Source organism: gamma proteobacterium symbiont of Scutellera amethystina, from assembly GCF_059730845.1.
In genome coordinates this window covers 2,773,970-2,797,469 of sequence record NZ_AP035935.1, presented here as the reverse complement: position 1 = coordinate 2,797,469, position 23,500 = coordinate 2,773,970, and the positions used below count along the sequence as shown (strand labels likewise).

At 61.2% G+C, this 23,500-nt stretch carries 23 protein-coding genes; 17 read left to right on the top strand and 6 right to left on the bottom strand.

From position 1 onward, the window contains the following. The first annotated feature begins 33 nt into the window (after positions 1 to 33). A complete protein-coding gene (gene idi, locus AC6I79_RS13095; protein WP_058757829.1) occupies positions 34 to 567 on the top strand; it encodes an isopentenyl-diphosphate Delta-isomerase in 534 nt (177 codons plus the stop codon). 31 nt (positions 568 to 598) lie between these two features. Here idi and AC6I79_RS13090 read toward each other — a convergent pair whose 3' ends face one another. After that, the gene (locus AC6I79_RS13090) at positions 599 to 2,065 is read right to left on the bottom strand and encodes an MFS transporter (RefSeq protein ID WP_159378342.1); all 1,467 of its coding nucleotides are present in this window, start codon (positions 2,063 to 2,065) and stop codon (positions 599 to 601) included. A 218-nt stretch (positions 2,066 to 2,283) separates the two neighbouring features. On the opposite strand from AC6I79_RS13090, the gene osmF reads away from it, so the two are divergent. Genes osmF through AC6I79_RS13070 form a run of 4 tightly spaced genes read left to right on the top strand, consistent with a single transcriptional unit; the run spans position 2,284 to position 6,021 of the window. Next, positions 2,284 to 3,192 carry a glycine betaine ABC transporter substrate-binding protein OsmF gene (gene osmF / locus AC6I79_RS13085; RefSeq protein ID WP_058780854.1) on the top strand — a complete coding sequence of 303 codons (909 nt, stop codon included), beginning with the start codon at positions 2,284 to 2,286 and terminating at the stop codon, positions 3,190 to 3,192. 3 nt (positions 3,193 to 3,195) lie between these two features. Beyond that, complete coding sequence (locus AC6I79_RS13080; RefSeq protein WP_159378341.1) at positions 3,196 to 4,362, top strand: ABC transporter permease; 1,167 nt, start codon at positions 3,196 to 3,198, stop codon at positions 4,360 to 4,362. Then, complete coding sequence (locus AC6I79_RS13075) at positions 4,355 to 5,290, top strand: ABC transporter ATP-binding protein (RefSeq protein ID WP_021508457.1); 936 nt, start codon at positions 4,355 to 4,357, stop codon at positions 5,288 to 5,290. Before AC6I79_RS13080 ends, AC6I79_RS13075 begins: the two co-directional genes overlap by 8 nt. Next, on the top strand, positions 5,290 to 6,021 hold the full coding sequence (locus AC6I79_RS13070; RefSeq protein ID WP_159378340.1) for an ABC transporter permease: 732 nt from the start codon (positions 5,290 to 5,292) through the stop codon (positions 6,019 to 6,021). The genes AC6I79_RS13075 and AC6I79_RS13070 overlap by 1 nt, the downstream gene beginning before the upstream one ends. Here the strand turns inward: AC6I79_RS13070 and AC6I79_RS13065 are convergent. Further along, the gene (locus tag AC6I79_RS13065) at positions 6,002 to 6,109 is read right to left on the bottom strand and encodes a YohO family small membrane protein (protein ID WP_021508455.1); all 108 of its coding nucleotides are present in this window, start codon (positions 6,107 to 6,109) and stop codon (positions 6,002 to 6,004) included. The genes AC6I79_RS13070 and AC6I79_RS13065 overlap by 20 nt on opposite strands. Positions 6,110 to 6,188: 79 nt before the next feature. Further along, the gene (locus tag AC6I79_RS13060; RefSeq protein ID WP_031279872.1) at positions 6,189 to 6,923 is read right to left on the bottom strand and encodes a MerR family transcriptional regulator; all 735 of its coding nucleotides are present in this window, start codon (positions 6,921 to 6,923) and stop codon (positions 6,189 to 6,191) included. Positions 6,924 to 7,075: 152 nt separating this feature from the next. Between AC6I79_RS13060 and AC6I79_RS13055 the strand changes: the two genes are divergently transcribed. Both AC6I79_RS13055 and AC6I79_RS13050 read left to right on the top strand, forming a co-directional pair. Beyond that, positions 7,076 to 7,639 (top strand): helix-turn-helix domain-containing protein, encoded by a 564-nt coding sequence (locus AC6I79_RS13055; RefSeq protein WP_058757823.1) that lies wholly within the window; start codon positions 7,076 to 7,078, stop codon positions 7,637 to 7,639. Then, complete coding sequence (locus AC6I79_RS13050) at positions 7,636 to 8,154, top strand: GNAT family N-acetyltransferase (protein WP_021508452.1); 519 nt, start codon at positions 7,636 to 7,638, stop codon at positions 8,152 to 8,154. Before AC6I79_RS13055 ends, AC6I79_RS13050 begins: the two co-directional genes overlap by 4 nt. 170 nt (positions 8,155 to 8,324) lie before the next feature. Here the strand turns inward: AC6I79_RS13050 and AC6I79_RS13045 are convergent, their stop codons facing one another. Further along, positions 8,325 to 9,296 (bottom strand): LysR family transcriptional regulator, encoded by a 972-nt coding sequence (locus tag AC6I79_RS13045; protein ID WP_021508451.1) that lies wholly within the window; start codon positions 9,294 to 9,296, stop codon positions 8,325 to 8,327. 156 nt (positions 9,297 to 9,452) lie between these two features. On the opposite strand from AC6I79_RS13045, the gene argH reads away from it, so the two are divergent. Genes argH through AC6I79_RS13010 form a run of 7 tightly spaced genes read left to right on the top strand, consistent with a single transcriptional unit; the run spans position 9,453 to position 16,468 of the window. Next, complete coding sequence (gene argH / locus AC6I79_RS13040; protein WP_058757821.1) at positions 9,453 to 10,880, top strand: argininosuccinate lyase; 1,428 nt, start codon at positions 9,453 to 9,455, stop codon at positions 10,878 to 10,880. Between the two features lie 9 nt (positions 10,881 to 10,889). Next, a complete protein-coding gene (locus AC6I79_RS13035) occupies positions 10,890 to 11,768 on the top strand; it encodes an amino acid ABC transporter permease (RefSeq protein WP_021508449.1) in 879 nt (292 codons plus the stop codon). 13 nt (positions 11,769 to 11,781) lie between these two features. Next, positions 11,782 to 12,546, top strand: coding sequence for an amino acid ABC transporter ATP-binding protein (locus tag AC6I79_RS13030; RefSeq protein WP_021508448.1), 765 nt, complete (start codon positions 11,782 to 11,784; stop codon positions 12,544 to 12,546). 18 nt (positions 12,547 to 12,564) lie between these two features. Beyond that, positions 12,565 to 13,386 carry an ABC transporter substrate-binding protein gene (locus AC6I79_RS13025; protein WP_021508447.1) on the top strand — a complete coding sequence of 274 codons (822 nt, stop codon included), beginning with the start codon at positions 12,565 to 12,567 and terminating at the stop codon, positions 13,384 to 13,386. Between the two features lie 11 nt (positions 13,387 to 13,397). Next, entirely contained in the window at positions 13,398 to 14,243 is an 846-nt protein-coding gene (locus tag AC6I79_RS13020; RefSeq protein ID WP_021508446.1) for a polysaccharide deacetylase family protein, read from the top strand. Then, on the top strand, positions 14,236 to 15,123 hold the full coding sequence (locus AC6I79_RS13015; RefSeq protein WP_159378338.1) for a polysaccharide deacetylase family protein: 888 nt from the start codon (positions 14,236 to 14,238) through the stop codon (positions 15,121 to 15,123). The genes AC6I79_RS13020 and AC6I79_RS13015 overlap by 8 nt, the downstream gene beginning before the upstream one ends. Continuing rightward, positions 15,107 to 16,468, top strand: coding sequence for an MmgE/PrpD family protein (locus AC6I79_RS13010; protein WP_159378337.1), 1,362 nt, complete (start codon positions 15,107 to 15,109; stop codon positions 16,466 to 16,468). The genes AC6I79_RS13015 and AC6I79_RS13010 overlap by 17 nt, the downstream gene beginning before the upstream one ends. A 141-nt stretch (positions 16,469 to 16,609) precedes the next feature. On the opposite strand, the gene AC6I79_RS13005 is transcribed toward AC6I79_RS13010, so the two are convergent. Further along, positions 16,610 to 17,695: an iron-containing alcohol dehydrogenase family protein gene (locus AC6I79_RS13005; protein ID WP_498027324.1), complete on the bottom strand. Its 1,086-nt coding sequence runs from the start codon at positions 17,693 to 17,695 to the stop codon at positions 16,610 to 16,612. Positions 17,696 to 17,823: 128 nt separating this feature from the next. On the opposite strand from AC6I79_RS13005, the gene AC6I79_RS13000 reads away from it, so the two are divergent. The 3 genes from AC6I79_RS13000 to ybiB all read left to right on the top strand — a co-directional run bounded on the left by AC6I79_RS13000 (position 17,824) and on the right by ybiB (position 21,950). Further along, the gene (locus AC6I79_RS13000) at positions 17,824 to 18,720 is read left to right on the top strand and encodes a LysR family transcriptional regulator (protein ID WP_058780844.1); all 897 of its coding nucleotides are present in this window, start codon (positions 17,824 to 17,826) and stop codon (positions 18,718 to 18,720) included. A 54-nt stretch (positions 18,721 to 18,774) separates the two neighbouring features. Further along, a complete protein-coding gene (gene dinG, locus AC6I79_RS12995; RefSeq protein ID WP_058757814.1) occupies positions 18,775 to 20,910 on the top strand; it encodes an ATP-dependent DNA helicase DinG in 2,136 nt (711 codons plus the stop codon). 71 nt (positions 20,911 to 20,981) lie between these two features. Beyond that, the gene (gene ybiB / locus AC6I79_RS12990; protein ID WP_282954345.1) at positions 20,982 to 21,950 is read left to right on the top strand and encodes a DNA-binding protein YbiB; all 969 of its coding nucleotides are present in this window, start codon (positions 20,982 to 20,984) and stop codon (positions 21,948 to 21,950) included. 114 nt (positions 21,951 to 22,064) lie between these two features. Here ybiB and AC6I79_RS12985 read toward each other — a convergent pair whose 3' ends face one another. Then, a complete protein-coding gene (locus tag AC6I79_RS12985) occupies positions 22,065 to 23,222 on the bottom strand; it encodes a M20 aminoacylase family protein (protein ID WP_021508439.1) in 1,158 nt (385 codons plus the stop codon). Positions 23,223 to 23,500 lie beyond the last annotated feature (278 nt).

The following is a 23,500-nucleotide window of genomic DNA, read 5'->3' as shown; positions in this document are numbered from 1 at the left end:
TACAATAGTGGGGATTTTTCCGAAGGAGTTGTCATGCCCGCCATTGAAGTTATCCTCGTTGACCACCTCGATCGTCCCACCGGCAAGATGGAAAAGCTGGAAGTGCATGAGAAAGGATTGCTGCATCGTGCGGTAACGGTTTACGTGTTCAATTCGCGCCATGAACTGTTGCTGCAGCGCCGGGCGCAAAGCAAGTATCACTGCGGCGGTTTGTGGAGCAATACCTGCTGCAGCCATCCCTACCCGCAGGAGCCGACGCGCGATGCGGCTGAGCGCCGCCTGCGTGAAGAGATGGGACTGGATCTGGCGTTAACGCCGGTGTTTGAACTGAGCTATAACCTGCCGCTCAGCAACGGTCTGATCGAACATGAGTACGGTCACGTGTTTTTCGCCATCAGTGACGAAGTGCCGGTGCTCAACCTTGATGAGGCTGACGACTGGTGTTACCGCTCAGTCGAACAGATTCAGCAGGAGATGCGCGACAATCCGGCAAAATTCACGCCGTGGTTCCTGCACACTTTTCCGCGCATCCCCAACACGCTGGGCGATTTCCGCCTCACCGCCTGAGCCAACGCCTCATCGCTGAGGCGTTATCCGCTTACTGAAAATCTTCCGCATCGACATCATAGCCTGACGGTTCCCAGCGAATCGCCAGCAGCGCCAGTAATCCAGCCAGCGGTGCGAGCAGGATCACCCAGAACACGCCGGTGCCGAACGCCGCCACCAGCAGCGGAAACACAAACAGGGATACCGTCGAACTGGCGCGCATCAGCGTCTGGTTAAAGCCGACGCCCACGCCACGCAGCGAAGCCGGATAGCTCAGCGAGGCAAACGTCATGGTGTGCGAACCCGGACCAAACCCCTGACCGAACAGGAACAGCGCCAGCATGGCAATCGCCAGGGCCGCTTCCTCGCCGCCGGCCGGGCGACCAATCAGCGCCAGGCCCAGCAGCGCCGCACACTGGCAGGCGTAACCGGCCACCGACATCTTCCATGCGCCCAGCCGCGGCACCAGTCGTACCGCCAGCAGCCCCCCGACAAACGCAAACAGCAGGTTAAGCGCCAGCGAGACCAGAATGGTGGTCAGCATCGACTGCGCGAGGAAGCTGGAGATGATCACCGGCAGGCCAAAGGCCACGGCGTTATAGGCGAACGACGAGGCAATCGAGGTTATCGTTGCCAGCAGCGTTCGGCGGCGGTAAACGCCCTGCAGCAGCGCGCCGTAGTTGCGCCAGCTGGCTTTACGTACTGGCTGTACGGCAGTGAGATCGGCATCCTGCGCGACCTCCGCGTTGATGTTATACGACCGCCGCAGGATTGCCGCTGCACCCTGCAGGTTGCCCTGATTTGCCGCCCAGATCGGTGATTCGCTCATGTAACGACTGCGGATGGCGATGATCAACAGCGCCGGTACCGCGCCAAAGCCGAGGATTAGCCGCCACAGCCAGTCAGTATGGCTCTCTGGCAGCACCGCATACAGCAGCAGCACCAGCAGATAGGAGATGCTGATCGCCGCGTACCAGGTGGGACACCACATCGCGACGCTGGCGGCCTTATTGCCCTGACCGCGCAGTCGGGAAAACTCCGCCAGAAACGCCATCGCCACCGGCAGATCGATGCCGACGCCGAGCCCCATCACAAAGCGCGCCGCCGCCAGCACGTACTCGTTCGGCGCAAAGGCACAGGCCAGTGCCGCCACCACGAAGAAGAACATATCGGCCATGAAGACCCGATAGCGGCCAATTTTATCGGTGAGATAGCCACCGATCAGCGCACCAACAATCGCGCCAAAGGTGATAGCCGACGCCACCATGCCGGTGCCGGCGGGCGTCAGATTGAATTCGCGCGTGACATCTTTAATACCGAAGGCCAGCGCACCGAGATCGTAGGCGTCGAGAAAAACCCCGCCCAGCGCAATGGCGATGACGATGCGCGCATTGCTGCGCGAGGCGTTACTGTTATTGACCAGCCGCGTCACGTCGGCTGCACTGCGAATCCACTGCGTATCGCCCTGCGGCGTATTCCCTGCCAGCGCCACGTGCGCCGAAGAAGTTAAGTCGGACATGATGTTGTGTGATTTATTGTAAAGAGTGGGGGCTATGAGCATAAGCCGCGCCACGGATGTGAAAAATTCTATTTGGTTATAAGTGCAACCAAAGCGTTCTATAAAACCGGCAACGGATAGCAGAAAAAGAACGAATTGCGCCGCTTGACCGCACCCATCCCGTTTCGCCAGGCTACGCTTGATAATCACTGAAAGAAAATAATGCTGAGGAAAGCGCCATGATTAAGCAGGGTTTATTGGGGATGATCGCATTCGCGATGAGTGTCGGGGCCGTGCAGGCAGCGGACCCGGTCAAGGTAGGTTCCAAGATTGATACTGAAGGTTCGCTGCTCGGCAACATCATTCTGCAGGTGCTGAACCAGCATGGGGTAAAAACCGTGAATAAAATCCAGCTCGGTACCACGCAGGTGGTGCGCGGCGCAATCACCGCCGGTGAGCTGGATATCTATCCGGAATATACCGGCAACGGGGCGTTCTTCTTCAATGATGAGAAGGACGCGGCGTGGAAAAACGCGCAGCAGGGCTATGAGAAGGTGAAAAAGCTCGATGCAGAGAAAAATCATCTGGTGTGGCTGACGCCAGCACCGGCTAACAACACCTGGACCATTGCGGTGCGCGGCGATGTCGCGCAGCAGAATAACCTGCAATCCCTCGACGATCTCAGCGCTTACCTGAAAAAAGGCGGCACCTTTAAGCTGGCGGCGTCGGCGGAGTTCATCGAGCGCAGCGATGCGCTGCCGGCGTTTGAGAAAGCCTACAACTTCAAGCTGGGCCAGTCACAGCTGCTGTCGCTGGCCGGCGGGGACACCGCTGTTACCATCAAAGCGGCCGCCCAGCAAACGTCCGGCGTCAATGCGGCGATGGCTTACGGTACCGACGGCCCGGTCGCGGCGCTCGGCCTGCAAACCCTGAGCGACCCGAAGGGCGTACAGCCGATTTACGCGCCCGCGCCGGTGATCCGCGCCAGCGTGCTGCAACAGTACCCGCAGATTGCCGACTGGCTGCAGCCGGTATTCAGCAAGCTGGATGAGAAAACCCTGCAGCAGCTCAACGCGCAAATCGCCGTTGACGGTCAGGACGCCAGCCAGGTGGCGCAGCAGTGGCTGCAGCAGAATAAGTTGCTGTAAGCGGTGCTGTCACGGATAAACCGACCGCGCCAGCAGCCGGTGCTGCTGGTGCTGACGCTGCTGATCACGCTGGCGCTGGGAGCGCTACCGCTGCTGAGCTATGCGGCCAACCGGCTGGTCTCCGGACAGCCGCTGATGCTTTGGCAGGTAACGGCGGGCTGGCTGCTGCTGCTGCCGCTGTTATGGCTATGGCTGGGATTGTGGTGGCCGCCAGGTCGCGGCGCGGCGCTGGCGCAGCTGCTGGGCGCGGAGCTACTGTTCGCCCTGCTGATTGGCATCGGCGGCCACGCCGCCAGTGAGCTGGCCCGCAGCGGCAGCCCGCTGGCGCGTACCGCGCTGGGCAGCGGCCTATGGTGTGCGGCAGGATTAGCGCTGCTGCTGGCCGCCGAAGCGATTCGCCAGCTTAGCCAGCAGACGCCGCTGCGTATTCTGCTTAATCTGCAACTGTGGCTGCCGCCGCTGATACTGCTGCTGAGTGGTCAGCTGGACGCGCTGTCGCTGCTGAAAGAGTACAGCAATCGCACCGCCGTCTTTAACGCCGCGTTCAGCCAGCATCTGCTGCTGCTGGGCGGCACGCTGCTGCCCACCTTACTGATTGGTCTGCCGCTGGGACTCGCCATCGCGCGTCGCGCCCGCTGGCAACATGCCGCCTTCAGCGTGCTGAATCTGATCCAGACAGTGCCGTCCGTGGCGCTGTTTGGCCTGCTGATTGCACCGCTGGCCGGACTGGCGGCGCATTTTCCGCAGCTGGCGCGCCTCGGTATCAGCGGGATTGGCGTCGCGCCGGCGCTGATTGCGCTGGTGCTGTATGCACTGCTGCCGCTGGTGCGCAGCGTGGTCGCGGGGCTGCAGCAGGTGCCGCAGGAGGTGCGTGAAACCGCGCGCGGCATGGGCATGAGCGGCTGGCAGCAGTTCTGGCACGCCGAGCTGCCGCTGGCGCTGCCGGTGTGGCTCTCCGGACTGCGCGTGGTGGTGGTGCAAACCGTCGGGCTGGCGGTGGTCGCCGCACTGATTGGGGCCGGCGGCTTCGGCGCCATTGTGTTTCAGGGGCTGCTGAGCAGCGCGCTGGATCTGGTGCTGCTGGGCGTGATTCCGGTGGTGGCGCTGGCGGTGATATTCGATGCGCTGCTGCGATTGCTGTCGGCGCTGCTGGAGAGAGGACATGATTGAATTTCATCAGGTGAGCAAAGCGTTCGCCGGTAAAGAGGCGATTCGCAACCTGTCGCTAAAGATTGAGAAGGGCAGTTTTACCGTGCTGATCGGCACGTCCGGCTCGGGTAAATCCACCACGCTGAAGATGATTAACCGGCTGGTTGAGCATGACAGCGGCGAAATCCGTTTTGCCGGTGAGCCGATCGAGCAGATGGATGCGCGCGCGCTGCGGCGGCGCATTGGCTATGCCATTCAGTCCATCGGCCTGTTTCCACACTGGAATGTGGCCAAAAATATCGCCACCGTGCCGTCGTTGCTCGGCTGGCCGCGGGAAAAAATTGCCGCACGGGTTGAGGAGCTGCTGGCGCTGCTCAATCTCGACAGTCAGCTGGCGTCGCGCTATCCGCACCAGCTCTCCGGCGGCCAGCAGCAGCGTGTCGGTGTGGCGCGCGCGCTGGCGGCCGACCCGGAACTGCTGCTGATGGATGAACCGTTCGGCGCGCTCGATCCGGTCAACCGGCAGGCGCTGCAGCAGGAGATGCTGCGCATTCAGCAGCTGTCGGGGCGCACTGTGGTGCTGGTGACGCACGATATCGACGAAGCGTTAACCCTCGCCGATCAGCTGGTGCTGATGGACGGCGGAGAGATTGTGCAGCAGGGACGGCCGATTGACCTGCTGACGCAGCCTGCCAGTGATTTCGCGCGCCAGTTCTTTGGCCGCAGCGAGCTGGGCGTGCGTCTGCTGGCGCTGGGGCGGGCCGGCAGTGCGGCACGACGCGGTGAGTGGCTGGAGGCGGAACCGATCGCCGCCGGGCTGACGCTGCGCGAGGCGCTGTCGCAGTTTATTGCGCGCCGCACCGACAAATTACCGGTTGTCGATCAGCATCAGCAGCCGCTGGGCGTGCTGCACTTTAGCGATTTGCTGCGACAGCAGGAGGCGGGCTGATGCGAGTGCTGCGCGATCCGCTCTACTGGCTGCTGGGGATATTTCTGCTGTTGCTGTGGGGGTTACCGCACAGTGCGCCGCTGTTTGCGCACTGGTTTCCACAGCTGGAGCGTCCGCTGTACCTGCAGGAGAGTTTCTGGCAGCTGGCGCTGGCCCATCTGCTGCTGGTGATCAGCGGCAGCGCGCTGGCGATTGTGGTGGGCGTTGGCTGTGCGGTCTTCGCTACCCGTCACGGCGGCAGGGCGTTCCGCCCGCTGCTGGAGACGCTGGCGGCTGCCGGTCAGACCTTTCCGCCGGTGGCGGTGCTGGCGATTGCCGTGCCGGTCATGGGCTTTGGCGCTGCGCCGGCGGTGATGGCGCTGTTTCTGTATGGGCTGTTGCCGATTCTGCAGGGCACGCTGGCGGGACTGGACAGCGTTCCGGCCAGCAGCCGTGAGATCGCCGTCGGTCTGGGAATGGGACCGTGGCGGCGTCTGTGGCAGATAGAGCTGGCGCTGGCGGCACCGGTGATTATGGCAGGCGTGCGCACCTCTGTGATGATCAACATCGGCACCGCGACCATCGCCTCAACCGTCGGAGCGGAGAGTCTGGGTTCGCCGGTGATTATCGGTCTGAGCGGCTTCAATACCGCCTATGTGATTCAGGGCGCGCTGCTGGTGGCGCTGCTGGCGCTGATCTGCGACCGGCTGCTGGAGCGGTTGCAGCACGCACTCAGTGGGTATGCAGAATAAGGCTGTAGCCAACCAGCATCATGCCGCCCATGCCGCCAATCGCCATGATGGCAAACAGGGTGCCAATGAGAATTTTATTCCAGTTCATAGGTAAACCTGAGAAAAGTCATGAAGTGCGGCATGATAACGCGCACATGCGGTAAGGCAAAGGCCGCATGTGCGATTTTTCAGGTGGGTTCGTGGACGTGAATCGAGAAGCCCTGAGCCTGCCAGTGTTCAAACTGCTCCAGCTGGCGGCGCGTCGGCTTTTTACCGGTCCAGATAAACAGATGCTGGCCGGGAAACAGCTCCGGACGCGGCATATCCAGCGGTTCCGCCAGCACATCAATGCGCCAGCCCTGCTGCGCTAAGCGCCAGGCTTCCAGCCAGATGCGGGTGCGATCTTCTACGCCCCAGCCAATCATTAAGGCATCTTTGCCGGCTTTTTTACGCGCGCCTGCCAGACAGAACGCGACATAATCAATCAGCGCGCCGTCCAGCAGACTGCACATGGTGCGGGCGGTATTCTGATCCAGCCCGAGACGCTGGCGTACCGGTACAAAAACGTGGTCAATCAGCGCATCGACCGGGTGTTCACGGCCAATGGTGGCGATTTTGGTGCGCAGTTTGGAGGCGCGCACGTGGCGCAGCACGCTCATCAGCTCTTCCTGCAGCGCCGTCCAGCCGTCATGCACGTTGAAGGTCTCTCCTTCAAGCAGGGCTTTGACTTTGCCAACAGGCACACCGCTCTCTATCCAGCGTTTGATCTCTTCGATCCGCTGAACATCTTCATCATCAAATTGTCGATGACCACCCTCAGTGCGCTGCGGCTTTAACAATCCATAACGACGCTGCCAGGCGCGCAGGGTTACCGGGTTAATTCCACAGCGCTCGGCAACATCACCGATACTGTATAAGGCCATGGCATCCTCTAAAATTCTGACCTGCATAACAACACCTTAACCGCCAGAGTGAGCTTGTACAATGATTATTTTATTGTACAACTTGACCCACTGCACGATTTCGGGCTTTATCTCTTATGTGAGATTTATTTCCCGAAAATGAGAGGTTGAAGATGTCTGCTCTAAATACGGAAGATCGGCTTGCGGCACGTCTGGCGGAATTACGCCTGCAGCGCGGCTGGTCGCTGGATGAACTGGCTCTGGCAACCGGCATTAGCCGGGCATCATTGTCGCGCATTGAGCGCGCCGAGACCAGCCCTACCGCCGCTTTGCTTAATCGCTTGTGCGTGGCCTACGGTTTAACCATGTCGCGACTGCTCAGCGAAGTAGAAGAAGAAGCGGCGCTGCTACTGAAAGCGGAGCAGCAGCCGGTCTGGCAGGACACGCTCAGCGGCTTCCAGCGGCGCAACGTCTCGCCGCCGGCCAGTCAGTTTAAAGCGGAGCTGGTGGAGGGCGTGCTGCGTCCAGGCGCGCGCATTGATTATGATGCGCCGCCGGTACAGGGGCTGGAACAGCACATCTGGCTGCAGTCGGGCGAGCTGACCCTCACCATGGAGACGCAGAGCTGGACGCTTCAGGCCGGCGATTGCCTGCGTTTCCATCTCAGCGGACGTTCCTCTTTTCAGGCGCATGCCGAAGGCGGCGCGCGCTACATTCTGGTGGTGTGTAAACCATGATTGAAATCGACTCTCTCAGCGCCACCCAGGCGCAGCCGCTGCTGGCGTCACTGTGTGAGGTGCTGCACGGCTGCGTGGCAGACGGTGCCAGCGTCGGCTTCATTGACGCAGACGATCGCGCAGTGATGGCGCGTTTCTGGCAGGACAAAATTTACAGCCTGGCGAGCGGCGATAACCAGCTGCTGGTGGCCTGGCAAGCGGGCGAGATAGTGGCCACGGTGATGCTGGGCTTCAGCAGTATGCCCAACGGCCGCCATCGCGCGGAGATCAGCAAGCTGCTGGTGCATCCGCGTGCGCGACGTCAGGGCATTGCGCGCCGTCTGATGTTACGTGCCGAACAGCTGGCGCAGCAGCAGGGAAAAACGCTGCTGGTGCTGGATACGCGCAGCGGCGATGTGGCCAGCGCGCTCTATCTGTCGCTCGGCTGGCAGGTGGCGGGTTCGATTCCGTACTATGCCGAATCCACGGCCGGCGAGCTGGATGCTACCACGGTGATGTATAAGCGGCTGACATAAGCGTTCTGGTTGCTGTTACCGGACGCCGCGTTTCGTTTCCCTTGTCCACAGGCTGCCTCTCCCTTTCTGCAGGCTGCGTCTCCCTCTCCCGGTGGGAGAGGGCCGGGGTGAGGGCATCAGCGTGCACATTCCCATCCCGTGCCAGCAGAAACCCGGTCACACGCACCAAATCAGTGCGCCGCCGCCGCATCGCTCAACCCCAGCGCCTGCATAAACAGCCGGATGATCGGATTTATTTTCCGGCCTTTCTTCATCACCAGACAAAATGCGGTTTCGCGCCGCAGCGTGTCATCGCCCAGCTCACACAATTGTCCGCGGGCAATAAACGGAGCGGCATAATGTTCCGGTAAATATCCAATAAAGTGACCGGTTAAAATCAGCATGGCCACCGATTCCACCTGCACCGCCTGCACACCGCTCTCCTGCACCGGAATCAGGCGGCGTTCATCGCGTGGGGTAACATATAAATGATTAATAATTTTCTGCTGACGTAATACATCCACCGAAATATTTTTATCGCAAGATCCGCAATAGAGAGGATGTGACGCAGCGCAATATAATTTTGCGTATTCTTTATAAAGTTCGAAGTAATCAAACTCATTTTTCATTTCATACACGGGCGCAATGCCGCAATGAAAACGCCCTTCGCTTATGCCGCGTTCAATATCATCCAGCTGTGCGGTCTGCAGACGAATCTGCACCTTTGGCGCTTTCTGGTGCAACTGTTGCACCGCACTGGTGACCGGTGAGTGCGGATCGCTAATGGTGTTATCCACCACGCAAATCGCGATGTCGCCCAGCAGCTCGTTGCGACTATTGTGCAGCCGCTCGCGAAACAGGTTGAGCGATACGAACAGCTCCAGCGTGGCCTGATAAACATTGATGCCGTACTGCGTCAGCTCAAAACCTTCACGGCCGCGGCTGCACAGCGTCATGCCCAGCCGAATCTCTAGGTCAGAAACCTGTTTACTGATCGCCGCCAGGCCAATATTTAATTCGTGACTGGCAGCGGTTAATCCGCCGGCTTCCACTACGCATTTAAATACCCGCAGCAATTTTAAGTCGATATTACTCAGCGCCAGAACCGCATTATCGCCGCGATTATTCGCATTGTTTCCAGACTGGGAAACTTTACTTTCCATTTTTGCTATTCAACTCCGGAATAATTGCGGTGAAAGTACAGTGAATCTGAAATACCACCTATTTGCCAGCGTGGCAATAAAATAAGTTTTTATTATCGCTGCCGGCTGAATCCAAACTTTTTCATATTGCTGCGGCTGATTTGTGAGGGAAATAGCATGTCTGAGAATGCCGAACTGTTATGGGGCGCACGTTTTAAAGCGGCTCCGGCAGCCAGTTTAACCGCGCTGTCGCGTAGCCCGGATTATTACTTTGCGCTGGCGCCGTACGACCTCGCCGGTTGCCGCGCCCATGCGCGCGAGCTGGCGCGTGCCGGGCTATTGAGTGCTGACGAGCTGGATACCATGCTGGCGGCGATTGACGCGCTGGACGCCGATTATCGCGCTGGCCAGCTGCAGCCGATTGCCGCCGATGAAGACGTGCATACCTTCATCGAACGCGCGCTGACAGAACGCCTCGGCGCGCTGGGCGGCAAGCTGCGTGCCGGTCGTTCACGCAACGATCAGACCGTCAACGATCTGCGTCTCTACCTGCGGGATAACGGCCGTAAGCTGGTGAGCGCGCTGTTGCAGCTGCAGCAGGCGCTGGTGACGCAGGCCGCGCAACACACCGACAGCGTCGCGCCCGGCTTCACCCATCTGCAGCAGGCGCAGCCGATTGTGTTTGGCCATCAGCTGCTGGCGCATGCCCAATCCTTCGCGCGTGATATCGAGCGTATGCAGGACTGGGATCGCCGCAGCGCGCGCTGTCCGCTGGGCGCAGCGGCGATGGCCGGTTCGGCGATTGCGCGTCAGCCACAGCTGGCCGCTGCCGATCTCGCTTATCTGGCACCGTGCGAAAACTCGATCGATGCAGTCGCCAGCCGCGACTACGCCGCGGAATTCCTGTTCGTCACCAGCATGATCGGCATCAACCTGTCCCGGCTGTGTGAAGAGGTGTGCCTGTGGGCGTCACGGCAGTTCCGCTGGGTGGAGCTGCACGACAGTTACGCCACCGGCAGCTCGATCATGCCGCAGAAGAAAAATCCGGACATTGCCGAGCTGACGCGCGGCCGCAGCGGCCGGCTGGTCGGTAACCTGATGGCGCTGCTGACCACCATGAAAGCCATGCCGCTCTCTTACAACCGCGATCTCAGCGACGACAAACGTAATGTGATTGATGCGGTCAACACGCTGCTGATGGTGCTGCCTGCCATGGCCGGCATGATGGCGACACTGAAATTCAATACTGAGGTGATGCGCGAGCAGGCGCCGGATGGCTTTACGCTGGCGACCGAAGTGGCCGACTGGCTGGCAATGCGCGGCGTGCCATTCCGCGAGGCGCACGAGATTACCGGCCAGCTGGTGCAGCTGTGTGAACGCGAAAACTGCGGCCTGGCCGATCTCAGCGATGCGCAGCTGCACGGCGTCGATGCACGTCTCACGCCCGAGGTGCGTCAGGCGTTAACCCTGGAAGCGGCGCTGGCAGCCCGCAGCGGCTACGGCGGCACCGCGCCGGCACGGGTGCGCGAGCAGCTGGCCCGTCTGCAAACCCTGATGCAGGACCAGCAGCGCTGGGCCGATGACTACGCCGGACCGCGCGCCTGAGGAGAGCCTATGTCACACACCACACCGGTTGAACCATCGGTCAACAATGGCCGCGTCCAGCCACATTACGATCTCGATCGCTATCAGGTGGTGCCGCGCCGCTATTATGGCCGCATCACCGCATCGGCAGTGATCCTCGTGCTGCTGGCGCTGCTGGTTAACGCCTTTGCGCACGGCAATATTGAGTGGTCGTTCGTCGGCCAGTTCTTCACCGCGCAGGCGATCCTTAACGGCGTGGTTAACACGCTGATTATGTCGGTGCTGGCGATGGCGCTGGGCATCCTGTTTGGCGTCATCACCGCCATCATGTACATGTCGCCCAATCCGGTGCTGCACTATATCGCGGTGGGCTATGCGTGGATCTTTCGCGGCACGCCGCTGATTCTGCAACTGCTGCTGTGGTTCAACCTGGCGCTGGTGTTTCCCACCATCAGCATTCCCGGTCTGTTCAGCGTGCAAACCGTCACGGTGATGACGCCGTTTCTCGCCGCGCTGCTCGGCCTGAGCATCAATCAGGGCGCGTACACCTCAGAAGTGGTGCGCGCCGGGCTGTTATCGGTGGATACCGGTCAGTATGAAGCCGCCAAAGCCATCGGCATGCCACGTTTGCAGGCGCTGCAGCGCATCATTCTGCCGCAGGCGATGCGGGTGATTCTGCCGCCGGTCGGCAATGAGTTCATCAGCATGATCAAAACCACCAGTCTGGCCAGCATGATTCAGTACTCCGAGCTGCTGTACAACGCGCAAACCATCTACTTCGCCAACGCGCGCGTGATGGAGCTGCTGTTTGTGGCGGGCATCTGGTACCTGATTATCGTGACGCTGCTGTCGTTCGGGCAGAGCCAGCTGGAACGCTACTTCTCACGCGGCCATCGTCGTCGCCAGTAACCGGGAGTGAGAGATGAGAAACATCGTGCGCGCCGTCAAGGTGAACAAATATTTCGATCAGTTCCACGCGCTGAAGGACGTCAGCCTGGAAGTGAACTACGGCGAGGTGATGTGCATTCTCGGCCCGTCGGGTTCCGGTAAGAGCACCTTTCTGCGCTGTATCAACCAGCTGGAGAAAGTGGATCAGGGCGGTATCTGGGTCGACAACGAACTGGCGGGTTATCGCATTGCCGGCAACAAGCTGCACCCGCTGAGTGACAAACAGATTGCGCGCCAGCGGCTGCAGACCGGCATGGTATTTCAGCGCTTCAACCTGTTTCCGCACAAGACCGCGCTGGAGAACATCATCGAGGGACCGTGTCGCGTGCTGCTGCGTCCGAAACGCGAGGCCAGCGAAGAGGCGATGGCGCTGCTGGATCGCGTCGGACTGGCGCACAAAGCGCACGACTATCCGCAGTCACTCTCCGGCGGTCAGCAGCAGCGCGTGGCGATTGCCCGCGCGCTGGCGATGAAACCCAAACTGATGCTGTTTGATGAACCGACCTCGGCGCTCGATCCGGAGATGGTCGGTGAAGTGCTGGCGGTAATGCGCCAGCTGGCAAAAGAAGGCACCACCATGCTGGTGGTGACCCACGAAATGGGCTTTGCGCGTGAGGTCGCCAACCAGGTGGTGTTTATGGATGAGGGACGCATTATTGAGCAGGGCGCACCGGAAGAGATTCTGCTGAACCCGCAAAACCCACGGATGAAAAACTTTATCAACGCGATTCTTCTTTAACGTGACCGGGGTGAATAGATGAAAAAATTGTTATTGAGTGCCATCAGTGCCGCGCTGCTGCTGCAATCCTCTGCCTGGGCGGAGATTGCCGTACCGGCCAGTATCAAAGAGAAGGGGCTGACCGTCGCCATCATGCCGAACTACCCGCCGATGGATTTTAAAGATCCGGCCACCAATCAGCTGAGCGGCGTCGATTATGAGCTGGGCCAGGCAATTGGCGAGAAGCTCGGCGTGAAGGTTAACTGGCAGGAGATCGCGTTTGAACAGATGGTCAACGCGGTGGTGACCAAACGCGTCGATCTGGTGATGTCCGGCATGACCGACACCAAAGAGCGGCAGAAGGTGGTTAACTTTATCGACTACTTCAAAACCGGCCCGCAGTTCTACACCCTGGCGGCGCGTAGCGACATCAACAGCGCCACCGATCTGTGCGGCAAAAAAGTAGGTACCAGCCGCCGCACCACCTTCCCGCAGGAGATTGCGACCTGGTCAAAAGCGCACTGCGAAGCGGCCGGTAAACCCGCGATTATCGTGGTGGGCGCGGAAGGCACCGCCGATGCGCGCACGCAGCTGCGTCAGCGTCGTCTGGATGGCGCGGTACAGGGCAGCGAAACCCTGCCGTACATCATGAACCTGGAAAAAGGCACCTTTAAGCCGCTGGATAAAGCCTTCTCCTTCCAGTACACCGGCATGGCGCTGGGTAAAGATGCCGGTGAGCTGACCACGGCGATTCAGGCAGCTATCAATGCCATGATTGCCGATGGCAGCTACCAGAAAATCCTCAGCAAATGGGGCCTGAGCGACAACGGCATTGCCGAAGCCACGGTAAATCAGGGCTAAGGAGCGGGCGTATGCAACAACCGGGCGCAGTGCGCTGGCCGCAGGGCAAGCGTGGCTGTATGGCGCTGGCGTTTGATCTTGATGGTCCCACTGGCGATGCCATGCTCAATGGCAGCCTGTGGTCAACACCAGAGTATTTCACCTTTGGCGCCTACGGGCCGTTTCGCGCGCTCGGTCGGCTGCTGGATCTGCTGCGCGCCTTCCAACTGCCGGCCACGTTTTTTGTGCCGGCGTGGGTGGTGGAGCAGTGGCCGCGGCAGTGCCAGGCGATTATCGAACAGGGCCACGAAGTGGCCTATCACGGTTATCGCCACGAATCGTTCTGGGCGATTACGCCAGATGAACAGCGCGCCGTGATGGCGCGCTCTGCCGCCATCTTTCAGCAACATCTTGGTATCCGCGCCTGCGGTTTTCGTACTCCTTCCGGCGACTGGCACGCCGAAACGCCGCAGATTCTGCGGGAAGCCGGGGTGATTTACTCCAGCAGCATGCGTGGTGACGATCGGCCGTACAGCATTGCCGTCGCCGGGCATACGCCGCTGGTGGAGATTCCCGGCAAATGGGAGATGGATGATTACGCCTCGCTGGCCTACACGCGCCAGCCGGATTTTCCACAGGGCGGCGACCGCATCGCCAGCTATGCGCACACCGGTGACAACTGGCAGCGCGAATTTGACGGCGCGATGGCCGAAGGACTGTGCCTGACCACGCTGTTCCACCCGAAAATTTCCGGGCAGCCCGGCCGTTTGCTGTTGCTGGAGCAGCTGTTTGCCCACATGACGGCGCGCGACGATGTGTGGTTTGCGCGCTGTGATGCGGTGGCCGCGTGGTATTTGCAGGAGCAGCAACATGACTGAACATTCACGCTGGCCGTCGGGCAAACAATCGGCGGCCATCATTACCATCGACTATCACGATATTCACGGCATCCTGACGCAGGCCCCTGCGGTCGCCGGGCGCGATAAAACCCTGTCGGTGTGGCGCTATGGCACGCTGCGCGGCGTTGATCGTCTGCTGGATCTGCTGGCGGAGAAACAGCTGCTGGCCAGCTGGTGCTTACCGGCCATCGTCGCCGAAGAGCAGCCGCAGGTGCTGCAGCGTATTGTCGCCGCCGGGCATGAGATCGCCTGCAGCGGTGAGCGACACGAAGACTTCTCTGCGCTGACGCTGGCGCAGCAGATTACCAGCGTAACGCGCGGCTGCGAGCGGCTGGCGCAGCTGACCGGCCAGCCGATTGCAGGGTTTCGCACGCCGGCCGGCCAGTGGAAACCGGGCCTTGCTGCGGCGCTGGCAACGCACGGCATCCGCTGGTCCTCCAGCTGGCGCGGTGATGATTTACCCTATTTTCACCCCGGCACCCGGCTGGTGGAGCTGCCCATGCACTACACGCTGGAGGATGCGCCCTATTTTGCCTTCAACCTCAGCCCGGCGATTCCGCCCGGACAATCGCGCATCGCGCCCTATGGCGAAACGCTGGCCAACCTGACGCAGGATTTCCACGGTTTTCACCGTTTCGGCCTGTGCTACCTGCTGCGGCTGCACCCGGAAATTATCGGCACCGCCGGGCGCATTGGCCTGCTGCGTCAGCTGCTGGAGACGCTGCAGCAGCATGACGTGTGGATCGCTACTGCTGGCCAGGTGGCCGCGCACTGGCAGACGCAGCCGGATAACGATGCCGATCATCCGGCAGAGGTGTTTGCCCGGGTCAGCGGAGGCGAACATGGACACCACGCTTGATCGGCTGGCGGACTTCATCGCAGCCACCCGCTTTGCCCAGCTGCCGGAACCGCTGGTAGCGCAGGCGAAGCGCCATCTGCTGGATACGCTCGGCGCGGCGCTGGCGGGCTGTGACAGCCCGATCTGGCGCGAATGCCGGGCGCTGGTGGCCGAAGAGGGCGGCAGCGCCGTGGCGCAGCTGTGGGGCTGTGCGCAGCAAACTTCCCCGCGTCAGGCGGCGTGGCTCAACGGCGTGGCGGCGCACATGTATGAACTGGACGACACCGGTGGCTGCGATCACTCCGGTGCCGTGGTGTTACCGGCGCTGCTGGCGGCACTGCCGCTGGCGACGCATCCGGTCGACGGGCGGGCATTTCTCACCGCGATGGTCGTGGGTTATGACATCGGCCGTCGCGTGCTGGAAGCCTGCGGGGGTTATGCGGCGCACAACGGTGCGGGCTGGCACTCAACTGCCAGCTGTGGCGTTTTTGGCGCGGCGGCTGCCGTCAGTTGTTTGCTGCGGCTGCCGGCCGCGCAGTGTGCCTCGGCGCTGGGCATCGCTGCCAGCTTCAGTGGTGGCCTGTGGGGCTTTATTCATGATGGCTCACAAACCAAAAAGCTGCACGCGGCGCGCGCGGCGGAAGGGGGCGTACAGGCGGCGCTGCTGGCACAGCGCGGCATCAGCGGACCGGCTGCGGTATTTGAGGCGCGCTGGGGTGGCTTTCTGCAAACGCTGGCCGGTGAAACGCAACAGCCCGCCGCGCTCACGGCCCAACTGGGCGAGGTGTGGAAACTGGCGCGCTGTTCCATCAAGCCGTACGCCGCCTGTCGCGGTACGCATGCGGCAATCGATGCGCTGGGTCTGCTGCTTGAGCAGCATGCGGTGGCGACCGGGGACATCGCGCGCATTGTGGTCGGGCTCAATCCGTTCCTGCTGGAGATGTGCGGCACGCGTGAGCTCACCAGCCTCGCCGCCGCGCAAATGAGCCTGCCGTATGCGCTGACGGCGCGTGCGCTGTTCGGCTCCGCGGAGCTGGCGAGTTATGACGACAGCCGTCGCCTGAGTGCGGAAGCTGCCGCGCTGATGGCGCGTATTGAGCTGGAGATTGACCACCAGCAGGGGCGCGATGATGAGCCGTGGGTCCGGCTGGAGACGGTGCAGGGCCAGCAGTGGCAGCAGCACGTCGCGGTGCCGTCCGGATCGCCGGCGAATCCGCTGAGCGACGCGGCGCTGCACGCCAAATACCGCAGCCTCGCCGCGCGCGTCTTGCCGGCGGCACAGGTGCAGCAGCTGGAAACGCTGTGCCTGACGCTGGATAACGTGGCGGATGTGCGGCAAGTCGCGGTGTTGCTGGCGACCCGGTAACAGTGGGGCGCCAGCCATGGCGAAATGCGTGTCTGTTAACGTTTAAATACATTCAAAACAAGGGCACTTTTCGTAGCGGCGCAATTTATTGCGCGATGAATCGCGCCGCTACGACCAGGGTGCGATTCGCGGTTTCCTTAATCAAACCCGTTCCGCCAGCCCTTCAATCCGCGCCATCGCTGCCCGCAACCGCGCTTCGTTGACCGGTTCGGCCATGTTCGCCATATCCGGCGCGTGGACAGACTCACGTATAATCAACGCCAGCTCGCTCTCCTCCAGCGCGGCAATCTCTGCCAGCGTCAACGGTACGCCGCAGTCGCGCGCCAGGCGCATCTCATTCACCAGCTCTTCGTCGCTGCGATCCTCCAGCGCCAGCAGGCACAAATTGCCGTAACCCACCAGCAGGCCGTGACCAAACTCGCGCGTTTTGTCGCAGAAAGTAAAGCCTTCGTAAATGGCATGCGCAGCGGCGGCGTGGGCGCCATTGCTCATCAGCGAGGTCAGACCGGCCCAGGTAAAAATCGCGTCCAGCACCTGATCGAGCGAAGTGCCGCTCTCACCGCGCAACACCGCTGCGTAAGCCGCCGGACCGTGCTCTGCGATCACCTCATAGCAGATCTGGCTGTGCGCCAGCGATGACAGCGCATTGCCGGTGCGTGCCGGATGGCGCGTGCTTACCGCCCGGAACTCATACCATTTAGCCAGCGTATCGCCGAGGCCCGCGGCCAGCCAGCGGGCAGGGGCGGCTGCCAGTAACTCACTGTCGATGAGCACCGCCGCCGGCGCCTGTGGCAGCGGGAAAATATCTAAGAAGTTGCCGTTATCGTCGTAGCGAATGGTCAGCGGGGTCACCGCAGCGCAGGTGGCGGCAATCGTCGGGACGGTTATCACCGGCAGCCCGAGCTGCGCGCCCACCGCTTTAACCGTGTCCAGCGCCTTGCCGCCGCCCGCACCGATCAGCACCTCTGCCTGTTGTTCAACCGCTAACGCCGCCAGCCGTTCGATATGGTTAAGCGAGGTTTCGCCACCAAACCACACCGGTGCCAGCAGCGTGACGCCAGCGGCGTCGAGTTGCAGCTTCACCTGCGTCGCCACCGCCTGCATCGCGCGCTGGCCGCCAATCAGCAGTGCGCGCTGGCCCAGCCCGGCGCAGATAGCCCCCAGCTGGTTAATCACACCCGCACCACGCAGCACGCGCGCCGGGAACAGCAAATTTTGTTGCGACATAGCGAAAGCTCTCTTTTTCAGGGAATGGCTGCATCATCGCCAAAGCGGCTTGCAGAAAAAATCCCTGTCAGCCGATAATCACTTCAGCGATTCGTTAACTATTGTCAGCAATCCCTGAAGGAAGTGCGGTGCCAACCTTACCCAATCTGAAACTGCTGCAGGTGTTCGCCAGCGTGGTGGAAAACCAGGGCTATTCGCGTGCGCAGCAGGCGCTGAACATGACCACGCCGGCCATCAGCGCCTACATGAGTGAACTGGAAAGCCAGCTGGGCTTTATTCTGTGCCAGCGCGGGCGCGCAGGCTTTGCGCTGACCAGCAAAGGCGAACAGTTCTACGCCTATACCCGGGAAATGCTGGCGACCCTGAGCGGCTGGCAGTCGCAGGTGGAGACGCTGAAAAGCGCGCAGGGTGGCACGTTTGCGCTCGGCGTGGTCGATGCCACCGTCACTGACAGCACGCTGGATCTGCCGGCGGTTATCGCCCGTTTTAACCAGCGCTTTCCGGCGGTGTTTCTCACCCTCAGCGTGTGCGAGCCCAACGAACTGCAGCAGCAGGTGCTGGAAGATCGGCTCGACCTGGCCATCGGGCACTTTCCGCTGCGCGCCAGCAATCTGGTGACGCTGCCGCTGTACGAGGAGCAGCAGTGGCTGTACTGCAGTCCGCAACATGCGCTGGCGCAGGGCGATGCGGATGTGCGTCGCGTGCAGCAGACCGGCATGGTAACGCGGCGCTACTGGAACCAGCAGGAGCTGAACAAGCGCGGTTTCCGCCACAGCACCGCCTCGGTTGAGAGCATTGAAGCGCAGCTGACGCTGATTCTCTCCGGGCGCTATATCGGCTTTTTGCCCGAGCACTACGCGCGCAGTCGCGAGCAGCAGGGCCAGCTGCTGCGCCTGCTGCCCCACCATTTTCACTTTCGTGCGCCGTTTTCGTTCGCATTCCGGCGCGGCCGCGCGCGCGAGCCGCTGATCCGCGCGATGCGCGAAATTCTGAATCCAGCGCGAAAAACTGAGCGCGAAAGCTGACGCTGCGGCAATACTGTGTAAAAATACAGGCCGGTTTAACAAACAGTATTCACTATGGCCCTGACAGCAGCGATAAAAAGCCAGATTGCGCAATGGTATAAGGCGCTGCAGCAGCAGGTTCCTGACTTTATCCCGCGCGCGCCGCAGCGCCAGATGATCGCCGAAGTGGCGAAGAGTCTGGCCGGTGACGAGGGGCGCCATCTGGCCATTGAGGCGCCCACCGGCGTCGGCAAAACCTTGTCCTACCTGATTCCCGGCATTGCGGTCAGCCGTGCCGAAGAGAAACGTTTAGTCATCAGCACCGCCAACGTGGCGCTGCAGGATCAGATCTTCAGCAAAGATCTGCCGCTATTAAAGAAAATCATTCCTGACCTCACCTTCACCGCGGCTTTTGGTCGCGGACGCTATGTCTGTCCGCGCAACCTGACCGCACTGGCAGCCACGGACGATCAGCAGGGTGATCTGTTGCTGTATCTCGACGAACAGGCGGTGACCGGTTCGAAAGAGGAGCAGAAATTCTGCGCGCGGCTGGAGAAAGACCTCAGCAGCTATAAGTGGGATGGCCTGCGCGATCACAGCGACGTGGCGATTGACGACAGCCTGTGGCAGCGCCTCTCCACTGATAAAGCGAACTGCCTGGCACACCATTGCCGCTGGTATCGCGAATGCCCGTTCTTTGTGGCGCGACGCGAAATCGAGCAGGCCGATGTGGTGGTGGCGAACCATGCGCTGGTGATGGCGGCAATGGAGAATGAGTCGGTGCTGCCGCCGGCCAAACACCTGATGCTGGTACTGGATGAAGGACACCATCTGCCGGAAGTGGCGCGGGATGCGCTGGAGATGAGCGCGGAGATCACGCCGGGCTGGAGCAGCCTGCAGCTCGATCTGTTTGTGCGGCTGGTGGAGACCATCATGGCGCAGTTCCGGCCGAAATCCCCGCCGCCGCTGAGCAATCCCGAGCGTCTGAAAGGACACTGCGATGAGATGCGCGAGCAGCTGCAGACGCTGTGCAACGCGCTCAATCCTCTGCTGCCGCGCGACAATCAGCCAGGCGAGTTTCGCTTTGTGCTCGGTGAGCTGCCGCCAGAACTGCTGACCCTGTGCGCGCGGCTGTTTAAGCTGAGTGATGCGCTGCGTGGCCTGAGCGAAGGGCTGCTCAACGAGCTGGGCGAACAGACCGGCAAGGCCGATATCATGCGGCTGCACAAAGCCATCCTGCAGCTCAATCGCCACTTCGGCTGGTTTGAATCCATCAGCAAACTGTGGCGGCTGGCGGCGATGGAAAAAGCGTCCAACGCGCCGGTGTCGAAATGGGTGACGCGTGAAATTCGTGACGGCCAGGCGCATCTGCTGTTTCACTGCGCCGGGATTCGCGTCAGCGACCAGCTGGAAAAGCTGCTGTGGCGCAAAATCCCGCACGTGGTGGTGACCTCGGCTACGCTGCGTTCGCTGAACAGCTTTAATCGCCTGCAGGAGATGTCCGGCCTGAACCAAAAGGCCGGCGACCGCTTTGTGGCACTCGACTCGCCGTTTAATCATGTCGATCAGGGCAAGCTGATCATCCCGCAAATGCGCTATGAGCCGCTGCTGGCCAATGAAGCGGAGCACATTGCTGAGATGGCGCGCTTCTTCCGCCAGCAAATGCAGGCGCAGCAGCACAAAGGCGTGCTGGTGCTGTTTGCCAGCGGACGGGCGATGCAGCAGTTTGTCAGCCTGGTGCCGGAGCTGCGTCTGTCGATGCTGGTGCAGGGCGATCAGCCGCGTTCACGGCTGGTGGAGCTTCACCGGCAACGGGTGACCGCCGGACAAAGCAGCATTCTGGTTGGCCTGCAATCCTTTGCCGAAGGGCTCGATTTGAAAGGCGATCTATTGTCGCAGGTGCACATCCATAAAATTGCTTTTCCGCCGGTAGACAGTCCGGTAATTTTGACCGAAGGGGAGTGGCTGAAGAGCCTGAAACGCTACCCGTTTGAAGTACAAAGTTTACCCAGCGCGTCGTTTACGCTGATCCAGCAGGTCGGGCGTCTGATCCGCAGCCATCAGTGTTTTGGTGAAATCGTCATTTACGATCGCCGGCTGCTGAGCAAAACCTACGGCAGCCGCCTGCTGGCCGCGCTGCCGGTGTTTCCGATTGAACAACCGCCGGTGCCGGAAGCGGACAAACCGGCGAAGCGCAGCAAGAAATCCTGAGTATGCGGCAACAGCCGGATGCACGATTGTTGGCCGCCGCGTGACGGCGCGCCCTGGAAGCGGGAAGTATGATGGAACTGAATAAGATCATTAAAGAGATTGGCCGCGGCAAGAATCACGCACGCGATATCGACTTTGACACTGCCGTGGCGCTTTACAGCGCGATGCTGGCGGACGAGGTGCCGGATCTCGAACTGGGTGGCGTGCTGATTGCGCTGCGCATCAAAGGCGAAGGGGAAGCAGAGATGCGCGGCTTCTACCACGCGATGCAGCAGCGCATGATGCGGCTGCAGGCCCCGGCACAGCGTCCGATGCCCATTGTGATCCCCAGCTATAACGGCGCGCGTCGCCAGGGCAACCTGACGCCGCTGCTGGCGCTGCTGCTGGTGAAGCTCGGTTTTCCGGTGTTGCTGCACGGCGTCAGCGACGACCCAACCCGCGTGACCAGCGAAGCGGTGCTGGCGGCGCTGGATATTGCGCCAGTGACCAGTGCACAGCAGGCGCAGGCGAAACTCGACGCTGGCGAGCTGGCGTTCATCACCATCGATGATTTATGTGCGCCAATGGCTAAACAGCTGGCGCTGCGCTGGCGCATGGGCGTGCGTAACAGCGCGCACACGCTGGCCAAGCTGGCGACGCCGTTTGCCGAACGCGCCGCGCTGCGGCTGGCGAGCGTGTCGCATCCGGAATATGTGCCGCGCGTGGGGAAATTCTTCCAGGATATCGATGCACCGGCCATTCTGCTGAACGGCACTGAAGGTGAGGTCTATGCCAATCCGCAGCGCTGCCCGGCGATTAATTATATTCGCGGTGCCGGCGCAGAAGCGGAAGTGTGGGTCGAGCGGCAGCCAGAGGTCGCGCTGGCGTTAGCAGAGAGCAAAGGCGCCCAGGATACCGCAGCGTGGATCCGTCAGGTGCTGGCCGGTGAACGCGCGGTGCCGCAGGCGCTGCGCCTGCAGCTGGCGTGCTGTCTGGTGGCGACCGGCGAAGCCGCAACAATGGCCGATGCCGAAACGCGGTTACAGCAGGCGGGAATTTAACCGGGCTGCCCGGCCGGCTATGCACGAAAAACCTGGGCGGTGACGGCGGTCACCGCAGCGGTTGCGCAGGGGGTGCACGCCTGCGCAGCTGAAGGAGCTTGCTGAGCAGCGCCATCAGCGTTTAATCAGTACGCTCTCCACCAGCTGCTGCCAGAACGTAATACCAATCGGCAGCAGCGCATCGTTGAAATCATAGTTCGCATTGTGCAGCGGGGCTGAAGGCGTGGCACCGTCAGCGCCGAGCCAGAAATAGGCGCCGGGACAGGCTTCCAGCATGCAGGCGAAATCTTCAGACGCCATCGACGGGTTAACCTGCCAGTGCACCTGCTGTTCACCCAGCAGCTGGCATGCCACGTCACGCACCTGCTCCGCCGGGGCGACATGGTTGGCGGTAACCGGATAGCCGGGATACCAGTGAATCTCGCCGCTGACGCCAAACGGGCGCGGCAGCGTGGTGACAAAATCTTCAATCAGACCGCGCACGCGATTGCGCACGTCGGTCTGCAGACATCGCACCGTACCGCGCAGCGTGATCTGCTCCGGAATGACGTTAATGGCCTCGCCACCGTGAATCTGGGTGACGCTGACCACCGCCGACGCCAGCGGTGACAGGCGGCGCGACGGGATGGTTTGCAGCGCCAGAATCAGCTCGGCGGCGACCACCATCGGGTCGGCACCGCTTTCCGGCATCGCCGCATGGCAGCTTTTGCCGTGCAGCGTAATCTCAAACGAATCCAGCGATGCCATCATCGCGCCCGGATTTACCGCCAGCGATCCCACCGGCAATCCCGGCCAGTTGTGCATCGCGTACACGGCATCCATCGGGAAGCGCTGAAATAGACCTTCCTCCACCATTTTGCGCGCACCACCGAGATTCTCTTCGGCCGGCTGAAACAGGAAGTGTACCGTACCTTTGAAATTACGCGTGGCGGCCAGCTGACAGGCTGCGGCCAGCAGTATCGCGGTGTGGCCATCGTGACCACAGGCGTGCATCACGCCAGGCCGGCTCGATTTCCACTGCGGCTCGCCTTTTTCGGTGATCGGCAGGGCATCCATATCGGCGCGCAGCCCGATGACCGGACCGGGACCGTTTTCCAGCGTACCGATCACGCCAGTGCCGGCGAGACCGCGAAACACCTGCAGTCCGGCATCGGTCAGCACCTGGGCCACCAGCTCGCTGGTCTGCTGCTCCTGGTAACCCAGTTCAGGGTGTTGATGTAACTGACGACGCCAGGTGAGGGCGTTTTCCAGCAGGACAGCAGGCAGGCTCATAAGGTAAGGCTCCATCAGCAGCGTCAGCTGCGCAATCTCCGACGCGGGAAGTTAAGTGTCCACTGTAGTGGTAAGCGTGGGGGGCGTCTATCGTGGAAAGGAATAATTTGGCTATAGGCTATAGCGGATTGGCATAAGCGGATGGGGGCAAGGTCGGCATCAATGCCGACCCTACACAATGCACTCTTTTGGAACAATGTTACGGCTTAACAGGCCAACACGACGTTATTGTTTAGCCGGGGTGACATCCTGTAGGGTGCGCATTGATGCGCACCTGG

Bases quoted from the DNA above. Each gene is read 5' to 3' on its own strand.
- idi (WP_058757829.1), top strand. From the start codon at position 34: ATGCCCGCCATTGAAGTTATCCTCGTTGACCACCTCGATCGTCCCACC.
- AC6I79_RS13090 (WP_159378342.1), bottom strand. From the start codon at position 2,065: ATGTCCGACTTAACTTCTTCGGCGCACGTGGCGCTGGCAGGGAATACG.
- argH (WP_058757821.1), top strand. From the start codon at position 9,453: ATGTCTGAGAATGCCGAACTGTTATGGGGCGCACGTTTTAAAGCGGCT.
- AC6I79_RS13010 (WP_159378337.1), top strand. From the start codon at position 15,107: ATGGACACCACGCTTGATCGGCTGGCGGACTTCATCGCAGCCACCCGC.
- AC6I79_RS13005 (WP_498027324.1), bottom strand. From the start codon at position 17,695: ATGTCGCAACAAAATTTGCTGTTCCCGGCGCGCGTGCTGCGTGGTGCG.
- AC6I79_RS13045 (WP_021508451.1), bottom strand. From the start codon at position 9,296: ATGGAAAGTAAAGTTTCCCAGTCTGGAAACAATGCGAATAATCGCGGC.
- AC6I79_RS13035 (WP_021508449.1), top strand. From the start codon at position 10,890: ATGTCACACACCACACCGGTTGAACCATCGGTCAACAATGGCCGCGTC.
- AC6I79_RS13065 (WP_021508455.1), bottom strand. From the start codon at position 6,109: ATGAACTGGAATAAAATTCTCATTGGCACCCTGTTTGCCATCATGGCG.
- osmF (WP_058780854.1), top strand. From the start codon at position 2,284: ATGATTAAGCAGGGTTTATTGGGGATGATCGCATTCGCGATGAGTGTC.
- AC6I79_RS12985 (WP_021508439.1), bottom strand. From the start codon at position 23,222: ATGAGCCTGCCTGCTGTCCTGCTGGAAAACGCCCTCACCTGGCGTCGT.
- AC6I79_RS13075 (WP_021508457.1), top strand. From the start codon at position 4,355: ATGATTGAATTTCATCAGGTGAGCAAAGCGTTCGCCGGTAAAGAGGCG.
- AC6I79_RS13030 (WP_021508448.1), top strand. From the start codon at position 11,782: ATGAGAAACATCGTGCGCGCCGTCAAGGTGAACAAATATTTCGATCAG.
- AC6I79_RS13015 (WP_159378338.1), top strand. From the start codon at position 14,236: ATGACTGAACATTCACGCTGGCCGTCGGGCAAACAATCGGCGGCCATC.
- AC6I79_RS13070 (WP_159378340.1), top strand. From the start codon at position 5,290: ATGCGAGTGCTGCGCGATCCGCTCTACTGGCTGCTGGGGATATTTCTG.
- AC6I79_RS13020 (WP_021508446.1), top strand. From the start codon at position 13,398: ATGCAACAACCGGGCGCAGTGCGCTGGCCGCAGGGCAAGCGTGGCTGT.
- dinG (WP_058757814.1), top strand. From the start codon at position 18,775: ATGGCCCTGACAGCAGCGATAAAAAGCCAGATTGCGCAATGGTATAAG.
- AC6I79_RS13025 (WP_021508447.1), top strand. From the start codon at position 12,565: ATGAAAAAATTGTTATTGAGTGCCATCAGTGCCGCGCTGCTGCTGCAA.
- AC6I79_RS13055 (WP_058757823.1), top strand. From the start codon at position 7,076: ATGTCTGCTCTAAATACGGAAGATCGGCTTGCGGCACGTCTGGCGGAA.
- AC6I79_RS13060 (WP_031279872.1), bottom strand. From the start codon at position 6,923: ATGGCCTTATACAGTATCGGTGATGTTGCCGAGCGCTGTGGAATTAAC.
- AC6I79_RS13050 (WP_021508452.1), top strand. From the start codon at position 7,636: ATGATTGAAATCGACTCTCTCAGCGCCACCCAGGCGCAGCCGCTGCTG.
- ybiB (WP_282954345.1), top strand. From the start codon at position 20,982: ATGGAACTGAATAAGATCATTAAAGAGATTGGCCGCGGCAAGAATCAC.